The organism is Bacillus kexueae (assembly GCF_022809095.1).
Lineage (GTDB): Bacteria > Bacillota > Bacilli > Bacillales > Aeribacillaceae > Bacillus_BZ > Bacillus_BZ kexueae.
The window spans coordinates 128629-142248 of sequence record NZ_JALAZE010000004.1; the positions used below are offsets into that span (position 1 = coordinate 128629).

The window sequence follows — 13620 nt, forward strand, 5'->3', positions numbered from 1 at the left end:
TACTTTTCCTTATTCCGTCTTTAATAGGTATAAGCCTATTTATGATACCAATCTCTTATGATGGGAATGTAACTATCCCTATCGCTATTCTATCTGGATGGTTACAAAATCTTTTAGGTTCTTCAATCCCAGCTATTATGACTGTGATTATTACACTCACGTTAGTAGGGACTATCGTTACAAAGTTATTCAGACCTTCTTTTATCATGAATCGTCCTTTTTGGGTCACGTTATTTGATGTTAACATCGTTTGGGTTGTCGCTCGTATTTTAGCGGTAATCTTTGCGGTCATGACGTTGTACAAAATTGGTCCTGAAGCCATTTGGTCTGAAGGAACAGGTGGGTTACTACTTGAAGGGTTACTCCCTGTATTATTTGCTGTATTTTTATTCGCAGGTTTATTCTTACCATTACTATTAAACTTCGGTTTATTAGAATTATTCGGTGCACTTTTAACAAAGGTCATGCGTCCGCTATTTAAACTACCAGGCCGTTCTGCTATTGATTGTGTTGCATCTTGGTTAGGAGATGGAACGATTGGTGTTCTTTTAACGAGCAAACAATATGAAGAAGGCTATTACACGAAACGTGAAGCGGCTATTATCGGTACAACATTCTCTGTCGTTTCGATCACATTTAGCTTAGTTGTCATTTCAGAAATTGGTTTAGGGCATATGTTTGTTCCGTTTTACTTCACGATTTTAGCTGCAGGATTCGTAGCTGCGATTATTATGCCACGTATTCCACCGCTATCTCGTAAGCCGAATACGTACTATCAAGGGAAAAAAGCTGAAGGTACAGATGAAGTCATTCCTGAAGGGTATAATTCTTTTTCCTTTGGTATTTCACAAGCTGTAAAAGCTGCGGAGAAAAACAAAAGTTTTACAAACTTCTTAAATCAAGGGGCTAAAAATGTCATTGATATGTGGATGGGTGTTGCTCCTATCGTTATGGCATTAGGTACACTTGCTCTTATCATTGCAGAGTTTACACCAGTATTTAAATGGTTAGGCGTACCATTTATCCCACTTCTTGAACTAATGCAAGTACCTGAGGCGCAAGCAGCATCTGAAACATTAATTATCGGATTTGCTGACATGTTCTTGCCAGCCATCATCGGAACCGGAATTGAAAGTGAGATGACTCGCTTTATCGTTGCCTCTGTATCTGTCACTCAGCTCATTTACATGTCTGAAGTGGGTGGATTACTATTAGGTTCAAAAATTCCAGTGTCATTTGTCGACTTAGTACTTATTTTCATTATTCGTACACTAATTACACTTCCTGTCATTGTATTAATTGCACATTTTATCTTTTAATAGAAAAGCGCAAAGGGTCCGCTTATCGGCGAAGGGCGCTGGAGGACCTGCGAGGAGGCTTTCGTCGCCACAGCAGGGCCGAAGCGACCCGAGCTGATGGCGCTTGGAGCTAGACACCAAAAAAACGGTAAAGAGAATACTTTAACACTTTATTGAACTTAAACTTTCTGTAACAATGAGAAAGAGGCTGTCCAAAAAGTACAGCCTCTTTTTTATCGTAAATAAAAATCGGTTCATCTCTTCTGATGGCTGATGCTTTCCTCAAAGAAGGCCTTTCTAGCTTCAGCTCGTACTGTTTCTAACTGCCGTCGGTAGGTTAAGAACCTTATCAGACTACTCTTTTTGTTTCCCTAGCCTTTACTTCCTCATTTCTTCTATTAATAAATCAGTAAAGACCGTCACGGCCTTTGTTTCAAAAGTAGAGGTCGGTTTTACGAGTGAAAATGAACGAGCAAACGGGGTATGACGGACAGGGAGCATCGTTAATGTATTTAACATCAATTCTTTTCGAACCGTCCATTGAGATAGAAATGTGATTCCTAAGCCTGCTTCAACGGACTCTTTTATAACTTGTGTACTTCCGAACTCCATTATATTGACATCTTCAAGACCTAAGTAATGAAACAACATATCCGCGGCTTCTCTCGTTCCAGAACCTTCTTCTCGAACAATCCACGTTACTTCTTGTAAATCTTCTAACGATATACATTCTTTCTGAGCTAAAGGGTGCATCGGTGAAACAAATACGTGTAATGTATCGGTTGCGAACGGTTCTATCACTAACCCTTTTTTTCGGTATTTAGATTCAATTAGTCCAATATCGAGCTGATTTTGGGCGACGAGATCGGATACTTCTTTAGAGTTCCCAATCGTGATCTTTGGAGTGATGGACGAGTATTTCTCTCGTAATGACGCAACAATCGTCGGTAAAACGTATTCACCGAAGGTATAGCTTGCTCCAATACGCAATTCACCACTTGCCTCATTTTTTAAATCATCAAGAATCCTTGCCATTTTAGCTTTTAGAAATAATATCTCCTTTGCATGTGCATAAACGATTTCCCCCGCTTGATTAAGCCGTACGTATTTGTTCGTTCTTTCTAATAGTTTTACACCCAATTGTCTCTCTAAGCTTTGAATATATTGACTGACAGCTGGCTGGGTCATATGTAAGATTTCAGCCGCTTTGGAGAAATTTTTTTCTTCTACGACTTTCACAAAAACTTCCAAAGACTGATCCATCATGTTCCCCCAATCATAAGTATTTACTTATCATAATTATATCTATAATTTATTTCCCTTATTATTAAAATTGCCATAAGCTAAAAGAAACAAGTATAAAAAAGGAGTGAACTTCATGGAAACACCTTTGGCTCATCAAGTACAGACTCCTTTTCTGCTACAGAAGGTTGGCGGAATTGGCTTTACCATTCTCATTGCAGCGATTGGATGGGGCCTTGCATTCTTACCTGGATTCCAAAAAGTAGGACCGATGGCCATTTCGATTCTACTTGCCATCGTCATTCGACAAGTGTGGGGATATCCTACGAAACTGCGAACAGGTATTGACTTCACGGCCAAAAAGTTATTGCGCGTTGCAATTGTTTTATATGGGTTAAAATTAAATATACAGCTTATTATTCAAGAAGGGCTTGGACTCGTAGCCATCGATGCACTTGTGATTATCTTTGCTATTTTATTGACGATTTGGGTTGGAAAAAAGTTAAAAGCAGATCCTACTATTTCTTTGTTAGTAGGAATCGGAACAGGAGTTTGTGGAGCAGCTGCCATTGCAGCAGTATCTCCAATCTTAAAATCGAAAGAGGAAGAAACCGCTATGTCAGTCGGTATGATCGCATTTATCGGGACAATTTTTGCTTTAGGATATACCTTCGTCCTTCCAATTCTACCAATAAATACAGAGGCGTACGGCATTTGGGCTGGGATTAGCCTGCATGAGCTCGCCCATGTCGCATTAGCGGCTTCTCCGGCTGGAGAGGATGCCATCGCAATAGCACTGCTTGCTAAACTCGGTCGAGTATTTCTATTAATTCCATTATGTTTTGTCCTCATGTATTGGATGAAACGAAAAGGAAACAATGACGAAAATGCATCCATACCGTTTCCGTGGTTTTTAATCGGCTTCGTTTGTATGAGTATTATCGGAAGCTTGATTACAGCATATGAACCGTTCAACTTACAAAAGCTGTTTGAACCTATTGCCTTTATTTCATCTTTTTTACTGACGATGGCAATGGTTGGTCTCGGTTTAAACGTTCACTTGAAACAAGTAAAAGAAAAAGCGTTTCGACCGTTATTGGCACTCATCTTTACATCTATTTTATTGTCAGGTTTGACTTTATGGGTGAGTTTATAAACAGTTCATGCTATCGTTAAAATAGAAAATATGGAGGTGGAAAAATGAATTCAGAAGCATTAATGGAATACTACCGATTTGTTCGCATGGGAACGCTACAATTATTAAAATCAATCGACGAAAACGTCGTAGATGAAATTCCAAAGGGTCACAACAATTCAATCCGCTGGAATGCAGGACATATTCTCGTTAGTGAAGGAATCTTCTTTCAACATTTGCTACCAGAATTAAAATCGGCCTCTTTTATTCCGTTATTTAAATTTGGTACGAGTCCGAGAGAGTATGCGTCAACTCCACCTGCTTTCCTTGACCTTATTTCGTTACTGGAAAATCAACAAAAGGAACTTGAAAAAGAATTGGAGAAGCATTTAACCGATGCATTACCTCAACCAATCACGGTTGGACCATTAACATTGAACACTGTAGAAGATGCACTACATTTTCATCTTTATCACGAGGGAATACACCAAGGGGTTATTAAAAGTATTCAACGTTCATTAACATAGCCTGTTTTGGTCAACATTGTTGCTTTTTCAGCCATTTTAATATTAAGCTCCAGACACTTGCATTCCTTTACATCCCGCTGGAGTCAAGTGTCCTCCGCTTCATTACATAGTGTTAATATGATTTTAAATAATGCACTAAAAACAACAATCTTTTAAGAAAAGAGCCTTTCGTAAACATGGAGTTGCTTGGACTAACCAACTTTATAAAGCGAAAGACGGACAGGACGAAACCGTTAAGAAAGTCCGTCTTTCTTGATTAAGAGTATATATTTTTTAAAACAAAGCTCTTCTTAGTGAGTGAAAAAATCCTCTTTTACTTTGTCTAAGACCAGTACTTATTTATTGACCATCAATTGTAACAACACTTCGTCTGTCTGTCTTGTCCCCTCATTGCCGAGCGTACAGAAGTTATCAATCGTCTTCTCTACGTCACTAGCGATGAAGCCATCAGTAGATTGAATGGATTGGTTATTGATGGCAAGTAAGGCTGATTGTACGGCTACATTTGAACACGTCGCGACTTTCATCGCACAGCCTGCCTTTGCCCCGTCGCAAACCATTCCTGATACATTTCCAATGGTATTTTGAATCGAACCTTTTATTTGTTTGATTGTCCCCCCGAGTAAATACGTAATGGCAGCGCTAGCCCCCATACCTGCCACGGTCACTCCACATAAGGCGGATAAGCGACCGAATTTTGACTTAATGTGAATGGTAACGAGGTGGCTTAATGCCACTGCTCGAATTAACATTTCTTCTGAGACACCTAATTTCTCTCCAACTGCGACAACCGGCAACGTCACAGCGATTCCTTGATTTCCACTACCAGTATTGGCCATAACAGGCATGGTAGAACCGGCCATTCTAGCATCTGAACCAGCAGCAGCAAGGGACATCGCACGTGTAGCTAAATCGTCTGATAGCCACCCTTTTTCCACGTTTTGTCGGATCGTTTTTCCCACTTGCAGCCCATATTCTTTCGTTAAACCTTCTTTTCCAATTCTTTTATTAAGTTCGATGCTTTTTTTCACCAGTTCAAGTGACGATACGTCTACCGTTTGAACAAACTCAAAAATAGTGTCGATGGATAGATTTTTTAACTCTTCTTCCTTTGATTTAAATTGTGGATTTTCACATCCACCCTTAAATAATGATTCCCCGTTTCTCTCAATTGAGACTATATCATTATGACGGTCTGCTATAACGACTTTGACTTCCTCTCGTTTAGAGAAAGCAATAATTTCAATGTAGAGCTTTTTTTCACTGCTTGCGATTGCTAAGCAGACATTTCCTTCCTGAACAAACCGCTTTGCTCTTTCTTCGTGCATTTCTGTTAATCCTTCTAGCACTTCTAATTCTTTAGAAGGGTTCCCAAAAAGAGCGCCTAATGCAGCAACAAATTCAATTCCGCGCTCAGTCATCCCTGGAATACCTACTGCTTTTGCATTTTTAATGATATTCCCGCTCGCCTTCACATCGATACGAATTAACTCATCAGTCAGTTTCTCTCTTGCTGTCGCTGCAGCTAACGCGATGGCAGCAGGTTCCGTACACCCTAAAGCGACTGAAAGTTCTTTTGTTAAAATTTGCATCAGATGATGTTTCACATTTGTTCACCTCAGTACTTCATGCATGTACTTTTCAATATAGCATGAATTAGATTCGGGCACTGAACCCATTTTGTATTTTTCTTAAAAAAAATTTTCCTTTTTTGTTTCAAATTGATGAAAAGTGGGTAAATGTAACCGACGAAGAGAAAATAGGAGGTGCAAATCGTGAGTATACGAGACGATTTAAGCGTATTCGATAGGAAATGTATGAATAGTCTTGTTCAACGAAAGTGACCGCATTTTATCTTATTCAATCTATTTTAATCACTAAATATAAAATTTTAACATTATTAAAATTTAAGGTAAACTAAATTTTGTGAATATTTTTTTGGAAGTGAGGGATTTCATGAAAGAAAATCGATTGATGGATTGGCCCACCTTCATAGGGGCATTATCATTACTTTTACTCATTGCGATACCACTCGTGTTGTTTCCTGAGCAAGGTGAAACAATCGTACTAGCAGCAAATAGTTATTTAACAGAAAACTTTGGTTCTCTTTATCTCATACTAGGACTAGGAGCTCTTATCTTTTTAGGTTATATTACCTTTAGTAAAATAGGAAACATTAAGCTAGGTGAGGAGCATGTAAAACCGGAGTTTTCCACGATTACATGGGCAGCGATGTTATTCTGTGCTGGAATTGGATCTAGCGTATTGTATTGGGGAGCGATTGAATGGGCGTATTATTATACAGCACCCCCATTTGGTGTCGAACCCGAATCGAAAGAAGCGATTCAATGGGCAACCTCTTACGGACTCTTCCATTGGGGACCAATTGCATGGGCCTTCTATTGTTTACCAGCCCTTCCGATTAGCTACTTCTATTATGTGAAAAAGAAACCTGTGTTAAAAATAAGTGAAGCTTGCCGTCCTCTTATTGGCAAACTAGCCGATGGACCAATAGGTAAAATCATTGACGTACTCTTTATGTTCGGTTTGCTCGGTGGTGCTGGGACAACTTTGGCTCTTGGAACACCACTTATTGCAACAGGTGTACAAGATTTAACAGGAATTGAAGCATCGATGACGATGAATACAGTGATTTTACTTATTTGTACATTCATTTTCGCAGCAAGTGCGTACTCTGGGTTACGGAAAGGCATTAAAGTTTTGAGCGACTTGAACTTATGGCTTGCCGTTCTTTTACTTGGCTTTATCTTTATCACCGGACCAACCTTATTTATGGCCGAAACATCCATTAGTAGTTTAGGCTACATGCTTGATAACTTCTTCAAAATGGCAACATGGACAGAGCCATTTAACGATTTAGGTCCTTTTGACCGAACGGGATTCCCGGAATCATGGACGGTTTTCTATTGGGCTTGGTGGCTCGTATATGCTCCTTTTGTTGGGTTGTTTGTCGCAAAAATTTCTCGAGGTCGTACGATTCGTCAAATGGTACTCGGAACCATCTTATACGGGTCGATTGGATGTCTTTTATTCTTCGGAATACTCGGAAATTTCGGACTTTATTTAGAGCTAACTGGACAATATTCTGTTATTTCTGTGCTTAATGAACAAGGTGCCCCAGCAGCAATCATGGGTATTTTAAGTCAATTACCTTTTAGCAGTCTATTAATTGCTGTGTTCAGTTTATTAGCAATTATTTTCTTAGCAACAACGTTTGATTCTGGCTCTTACATTTTAGCCTCCGTTGTTCAAAAAGAAGTAACGGATGAGCCACTCCGTTGGAATCGCCTCTTCTGGGCATTCGCTTTGGCCATTCTCCCACTTACTTTAATGTATATTGGAGGACTGTCAACATTACAAACCGCAAGTATTGTCGGAGGATTTCCGCTTATTGTAATTGTAACGATGCTTTCAATTTCGTTCTTAAAAATTGTCAATAAAGACTTGTTGGAAAAGAAACGAAAAGAACGAATGGCGAAGAAAAAAGTTTCATGATCAGATGGCTACGCTAAAGCGCACACCTATCGTTCCGTATAGAGTTAAGAAATGCGCAAAGCGCAAGTCATTGGGCGAAGGGCGCTGGAGGACCTGCGAGGAGGCTTCCGTCGCCACAGCAGGGCCGAAGCGACCCGAGCCGATGGCGCTTGGAGCTAGACACCAAAAAAAACTGTAAAGAGAATACGTTAACACTTTATTGAACGTAAACTTTCTGTAACAAGAACAAAGTAGACCCAAGAAGTGTTGAGAAATCAACATCTCTTGGGTCTTTTTTAAATGATTTACCCTACAAGGCTCTTTTTCTTTTTTAACTTCTCTAACATATCAACGGTCATTTTATCTAAATCATACTCCGCTTTGAAGCCCCACTCTTCTTTTGCCGCCGTCGCATCAATGGAGTTTGGCCAGCTCTCTGCAATTCCTTGACGAACAGGATCGACATCATAAGTCATCGTAAAGTCAGGCATTACCTTACGAATTGCAGCCGCTACATCTTCTGGCTCAATGCTCATTGCCGTCACGTTAAATGAGTTGCGGTGCTTTAATTTTGAAGGGTCTGCTTCCATTAACTGAATAATGGCGTTTAAAGCGTCCGGCATATACATCATATCCATGTATGTTCCTTTCGCAATATAAGAAGTGTATGAACCCTTTTTAATTGCATCATAATAAATTTCCACAGCGTAATCCGTCGTACCGCCCCCTGGTGGTGTTACGTACGAAATTAAACCTGGGAAACGTAGTCCGCGTGTGTCGACACCAAACTTGTAGTAGTAATAGTCACATAACAACTCACCCGATACTTTATTTACACCGTACATCGTCGTCGGGCGCTGAATTGTGTCTTGAGGTGTTTGGTCTTTTGGTGTAGTAGGTCCGAATGCACCAATTGAACTTGGCGTGAAAAACTGGCAGCGTAATTCACGAGCTACTTCTAATGCATTCACTAGTCCACCCATGTTTAAATTCCATGCAAGTAGCGGCTTCGCTTCAGCTGTCGCTGAAAGAAGGGCAGCTAAATGAATGACAGTATCAACGTCATATTTTTTTGCAATCTCAAACATTTTATCTGCATCTGTTACATCTAATAATTCAAACGGACCAGATTGAACAACATCGCTTTCTGTTTCACGAATATCTGTTGCAATGACATGATCATTTCCATATACTTCACGCATTTTCATCGTAAGCTCTGAACCAATTTGTCCGAGCGCACCGGTAATTAAAATTTTCTTCATGTTCATTCCCCCAAAGTCTCGTTCTCCACCGATGAGAAAAATTAAATAACTCCTAGCTCTTTTCCTACTTTTTCATAAATCGCTAGCGCCTGATCTAGCATTTCTTTCGTATGAGCAGCCGTTGGCATGTTTCGTACACGTCCTGTACCACGCGGAACCGTTGGGAATACAATGGCTTTTGCGTATACACCCTCTTCGTTTAGTCGCTTACTGAACTCTTGTGTTTTCACTTCATCCCCAATAATACATGGTGTAATTGGCGTTTCACTTTCTCCGATATCAAATCCTAACTTTTGTAACCCTTCTTTTAAGTAACGTCCATTTTCCCATAAACGTTCTTGTAATTCTGTACTATTAGATAAGATTTCAATTGCCTTTGTCGCTGCAACTACATCCGCAGGTGTAAGTGCAGTAGAGAATAGGAATGGACGAGAACGAACTTTTAACCAATCAATGAGTTCTTTCTTACCGGCTACGTAACCACCGACAACACCAATCGCTTTTGATAATGTACCAATTTGGAAATCAATCTTATCGGATAAGCCAAAATGTTTCACTGTCCCAGCACCATTTCCAAGAACTCCAGAACCGTGCGCATCATCTACATACGTAATTAAATCGAATTCCTCTGCAATCTCAACGATTTCTGGAAGCTTTGCAATGTCTCCGTCCATTGAGAAGACACCATCTGTAATCACCATGATTTTGTTATAAAGACCTGATTCTTTCGCTTCCTTCGCTTTTTGTCGTAAATCATCCATGTCAGAGTGGTTGTAACGAATGATTTTCGCTTTTGATAATCGACAGCCATCGATAATAGAAGCATGGTTTAACTCGTCTGAAAGAATCGCATCATGTTTATCCATCACGGCAGAAATAGCTGCCATATTACAGTTAAATCCTGACTGATAGGCAATCGCAGCTTCTGTATGCTTAAATTGAGCAAGCTTTTCTTCTAACTCAAGATGAATTTTTAATGTACCGTTAATGGTACGAACGGCCCCTGCACCTACACCGTATTCTTCAACCGCTTTTTGAGCAGCTTCTTTTAACCTTTCATCTGTAGCTAGACCTAAGTAGTTGTTTGAAGACAAGTTAATAAGCTCTTGTCCATTAATCTGGATGGTTGGTCCATTTGCACTTTCAAGTGGATCGATGACATTGTAAAGGCCTCTTGATTTTAAATCTTCCAAATTTTCCTTTAAAAACGTATCAAGCGTATGGCTAGACATGACAGTTCCCCTCCATCATTTGTTTGACTGAAACATACATATGTCCTTTTGGTAAGGACATTTAATTTACATAAAAATCCTTATACTTCAATGATTAATTATTAATATCTTATCACAAACAATTTTAAATGTTTACATATGAAGGACACTTTTTTATACTTTTCACCCCGTATAACTGAACAAAGTACTTCTTACTATTGTTCAATTCCGTTCGGACAAATATACAAAAACTCTCGCACTCGCTAGCAACATTTATAAAATCAGTCATAAAAAAGAAAACTAAGCTGTAAACGCTTAGTTAGTGAGTTGAATACTTTTATTCGAAACGCTACCTTTTCGTGAAGGTGGGGCTAGACTCATAATCGTGTCGCCTGCCTCTATGTTCATTTTTTGATCATTCGTATAAAAATGAAGTTGCCCCGATGCCTTCAATACCATGAGTCGAATGGCTTCGTAATCCTGATTCCGCATGTACTCTTCATACGAATACTGTTCCGTAATCGTTGTATTCTTTAATACAAACCCTTCTTCTAACCGTGATACTAGGCTTTCCCATGTCTCGGTGTGTTCAAATAGCATATGTCCACCAATCGTTGGATGAATTTCTTTCAATTCATCTCCTACATCTTGCTGAAAACGAAGCTGATAGATATTCTCACGTCCAAACTGAGGCATAAAAGATGTACAAACGAGTGTATTGTAGGAATCGTATTCTGTTGCAACAATTAAGTACTCATAAGGCGTCATATTGAGAGAAAACTCCGTTTGCTCCGACAAGATCTCTCCATGAAAAAAAGGAATTCCTTCCGCTCGAGCCAGCTTTAACTTTTTCCAAGATGCATCAGCAACAAGGACTGGAACATTAAGATTCTGGAGCTGTTTTGCCCATTGCACAGTAAACGTGTTGGATCCGACAAACAGGACTCCTGGTTGACCGTTACTTGAAAGCGATAGCTTATCTGCTAACCACTTCATCGTAAAACCGTGCATACAAACTGTAGCAAACACAAGAGCGAATGTTAATGGCGTAAGGATTGCAGCATCTTCAAACCCCGCTTGCATTAAAATGGAAGCAAAGTAGCTTGATACCGTCAGCGCAACTATCCCTCTTGGAGCTATCCAGCCGATAAACAGCTTCTCCTTCTTCGATAAGTCGGTCCGAACTGTTGATAGAAAGACCGATAATGGCCGTACTACAAACATCATCAGAATAACAAATCCGATAATTTCGGGTCGCAAAATATTCAAAAGTGTCTCTTTTGTTAAAGAAGACGTTAACATCACAAAAATGGCTGAAATGAGTAGTACCGATATATTCTCTTTAAAGTGCCTCAAGTCATGAACGGATGAAATGCGTGTATTCGCCAATGTCATCCCCATTACAGTCACAGCCACGAGCCCAGTCTCATGAACAAGTTCATCGGAAATCGTAAAACAAAAGATGACAACCGCTAACACCATCGGCGATTTTAAAAATTGAGGGGCATACCCTTTTTTAAACATCATGGCAACCCCTTTCCCACTTGCCCAGCCGATAATAACGGACAAAAAGACACCTATAAAGAAAACACCTAACTCCATTAAGGTCTTTCCCTTTTGAACAACGAGCATAATCTCAAACGCAAATACCGCGAGTAACGCCCCTAGTGGATCGACAATAATGCCTTCCCACTTTAACATTGTAGAAGGACGCGGATGCAGTTTCGCTTGTCGAAGAAGCGGCATGATAACCGTTGGACCTGTTACAATTAACACTCCTCCAATGACAAAGGATACAGCCCACGACAATCCTGCTACAAAATGAGCACTAAGTGCACCAAAAATCCAGCATAATACCGCACCAACCGTCACCAGTCTAATAACTGGCTTACCTAACCCTTTTATCTCTCTAAAATCTAAATGTAAACTTCCTTCAAATAATACGAGAGCCACCGCAACGGATATTAGCGGCTGAAAAAGGTCACCGAAATCTTGTTCAGGATTAATCATTCCAAATACGGGTCCTAAAAGAAGTCCTCCGACAGACATAATAACGATTGCAGGAAGGTGAAACTTCCAAGCAATCCACTGTGCCCCTATCCCAATAGCGATAATAACCATTATTTGCACCAACATGGATTCAAGCATCATTTAATCCCTTCCATCTTAAAAAGATAGAATGGTTTTACCCAAATTCATAGGGGGCTTAAACCAATGTCTGCTAATTAGTACTAAGATTGTTTCACTTTCCTTCCCCACGAGAATAAGAGAAAGGAAAGCATCAAAGTCGATTGACTTATAAAGAGAAATGCGTCCCAAAAATGAGAATCTCCATTCCAAGTCAGTAGATACGGAACGGTATCTTGAAAAGCTACATATAGTTGAGGTAAGAAATAAAAAAACCATACGATTGTCGTGATAACCACTCCACAGACATAAACAATACTATATGCCTGTACTACCGCTTCTTCTCCCTCAAAAATTTGTGTATGTTTCTCTTTTTTCATAAAGGGCATCCAACGTGCTAGTCGCTCTTTTCCACTTTCCATTAAATTGTAGCAACCCGTCGAGTTTTCTAATACATAATACAAATCGGTCTTCATATATAAACAGCACTGAAAGACAGTCCGAATGAAAACATCTAGAACGATTAATTGAAATAAAAATACGTTTGGCATGAAAAGTTGTCCCATTAATGCGAGAAATAGAACCCACTGGTCAACATACATTCCGGCCAAATATAAAATATTTCGGTCTTTTCTTTGTAAAGACCACCCATGTGACAGATCCGTTTCGAGAACAACAAAGAAAAGACGGTGACCGATCGAAAGGTGGGTGGGTAATTGGTAAGCACGCGCTGCTAAAACATGACCGAATTCGTGCAGTAATAGAGTAATAGCTGTCACAACCATCCATAACAACAAGTTCAAACTCATATAATCGAATACAAATAAGTCCTTATAATGTGGGAATAGAGAAGGTTGAACAAAAAAGAGAGCACTATTGATAATAGCTAGTAAAACAACTCCTTTTACCGTCCACCTCGGGATAATCCCTTTTGCGAATTGAGGGGAAATCCATAAAAATTGACCTTTCTCTCTTTTCTCGGTCTTTGTTTGAACAGGTTGTCCATCAATTTCTTGAATAAGTTGTAGCTCAAATAACTGTTGACCAAAATCGATGATATCAATCTCTTCATTTGGATACTGAGATATTAATTCCTTCTCTACTTGTCCGAGATTCAACCCCTTTTGAATTTTCCGTATCGCTTCCACGCACACTTCTGGCATTTCAAAAAACTCACGAGTTTCATGATCTTCCACAATAAAATGCTTCCGGTCGGGTCGAATCGTTAACGAGTGTAATACCAACGTAGTTTGACGAGAAATTTGCATATGAACCTCCTGGGGGTAATAAACTTAGAAGTTTTATACACGCCATTAACCGTTT

General features: G+C 39.6%; 10 protein-coding genes. 4 read left to right on the top strand and 6 right to left on the bottom strand.

The window, feature by feature from the left end:
- Nucleotides 1–41 precede the first annotated feature (41 nt).
- A complete protein-coding gene (locus tag ML543_RS09745; protein WP_243387251.1) occupies nt 42–1319 on the top strand; it encodes a YjiH family protein in 1278 nt (425 codons plus the stop codon).
- 357 nt (nt 1320–1676) lie between these two features.
- On the opposite strand, the gene ML543_RS09750 is transcribed toward ML543_RS09745, so the two are convergent.
- Nucleotides 1677–2561: a LysR family transcriptional regulator gene (locus tag ML543_RS09750; RefSeq protein ID WP_243387252.1), complete on the bottom strand. Its 885-nt coding sequence runs from the start codon at nt 2559–2561 to the stop codon at nt 1677–1679.
- Between the two features lie 115 nt (nt 2562–2676).
- Between ML543_RS09750 and ML543_RS09755 the strand changes: the two genes are divergently transcribed.
- Both ML543_RS09755 and ML543_RS09760 read left to right on the top strand, forming a co-directional pair.
- Complete coding sequence (locus ML543_RS09755; protein ID WP_243387160.1) at nt 2677–3696, top strand: YeiH family protein; 1020 nt, start codon at nt 2677–2679, stop codon at nt 3694–3696.
- A 44-nt stretch (nt 3697–3740) separates the two neighbouring features.
- The gene (locus tag ML543_RS09760; protein WP_243387161.1) at nt 3741–4202 is read left to right on the top strand and encodes a DinB family protein; all 462 of its coding nucleotides are present in this window, start codon (nt 3741–3743) and stop codon (nt 4200–4202) included.
- Nucleotides 4203–4537: 335 nt separating this feature from the next.
- Here the strand turns inward: ML543_RS09760 and ML543_RS09765 are convergent, their stop codons facing one another.
- A complete protein-coding gene (locus ML543_RS09765) occupies nt 4538–5794 on the bottom strand; it encodes an L-cysteine desulfidase family protein (RefSeq protein ID WP_243387253.1) in 1257 nt (418 codons plus the stop codon).
- 364 nt (nt 5795–6158) lie between these two features.
- Between ML543_RS09765 and ML543_RS09770 the strand changes: the two genes are divergently transcribed.
- The gene (locus tag ML543_RS09770; protein ID WP_243387162.1) at nt 6159–7718 is read left to right on the top strand and encodes a BCCT family transporter; all 1560 of its coding nucleotides are present in this window, start codon (nt 6159–6161) and stop codon (nt 7716–7718) included.
- Nucleotides 7719–8002: 284 nt separating this feature from the next.
- On the opposite strand, the gene ML543_RS09775 is transcribed toward ML543_RS09770, so the two are convergent.
- From ML543_RS09775 to ML543_RS09790, 4 genes are all read right to left on the bottom strand, one after another.
- Complete coding sequence (locus tag ML543_RS09775) at nt 8003–8959, bottom strand: L-threonine 3-dehydrogenase (RefSeq protein WP_243387163.1); 957 nt, start codon at nt 8957–8959, stop codon at nt 8003–8005.
- Nucleotides 8960–9000: 41 nt separating this feature from the next.
- A complete protein-coding gene (locus tag ML543_RS09780) occupies nt 9001–10191 on the bottom strand; it encodes a glycine C-acetyltransferase (RefSeq protein ID WP_243387164.1) in 1191 nt (396 codons plus the stop codon).
- Nucleotides 10192–10485: 294 nt separating this feature from the next.
- Entirely contained in the window at nt 10486–12321 is a 1836-nt protein-coding gene (locus ML543_RS09785) for a cation:proton antiporter (protein WP_419095367.1), read from the bottom strand.
- Between the two features lie 80 nt (nt 12322–12401).
- Nucleotides 12402–13565, bottom strand: a complete 1164-nt coding sequence (locus ML543_RS09790) for a hypothetical protein (RefSeq protein ID WP_243387165.1) — start codon at nt 13563–13565, stop codon at nt 12402–12404.
- Between the last annotated feature and the right edge of the window lie 55 nt (nt 13566–13620).

Coding starts and splice junctions, on each gene's coding strand:
- ML543_RS09745 (WP_243387251.1), top strand. CDS start 42: ATGATACCAATCTCTTATGATGGGAATGTAACTATCCCTATCGCTATT.
- ML543_RS09750 (WP_243387252.1), bottom strand. CDS start 2,561: ATGGATCAGTCTTTGGAAGTTTTTGTGAAAGTCGTAGAAGAAAAAAAT.
- ML543_RS09755 (WP_243387160.1), top strand. CDS start 2,677: ATGGAAACACCTTTGGCTCATCAAGTACAGACTCCTTTTCTGCTACAG.
- ML543_RS09760 (WP_243387161.1), top strand. CDS start 3,741: ATGAATTCAGAAGCATTAATGGAATACTACCGATTTGTTCGCATGGGA.
- ML543_RS09765 (WP_243387253.1), bottom strand. CDS start 5,794: ATGCAAATTTTAACAAAAGAACTTTCAGTCGCTTTAGGGTGTACGGAA.
- ML543_RS09770 (WP_243387162.1), top strand. CDS start 6,159: ATGAAAGAAAATCGATTGATGGATTGGCCCACCTTCATAGGGGCATTA.
- ML543_RS09775 (WP_243387163.1), bottom strand. CDS start 8,959: ATGAAGAAAATTTTAATTACCGGTGCGCTCGGACAAATTGGTTCAGAG.
- ML543_RS09780 (WP_243387164.1), bottom strand. CDS start 10,191: ATGTCTAGCCATACGCTTGATACGTTTTTAAAGGAAAATTTGGAAGAT.
- ML543_RS09785 (WP_419095367.1), bottom strand. CDS start 12,321: ATGATGCTTGAATCCATGTTGGTGCAAATAATGGTTATTATCGCTATT.
- ML543_RS09790 (WP_243387165.1), bottom strand. CDS start 13,565: ATGCAAATTTCTCGTCAAACTACGTTGGTATTACACTCGTTAACGATT.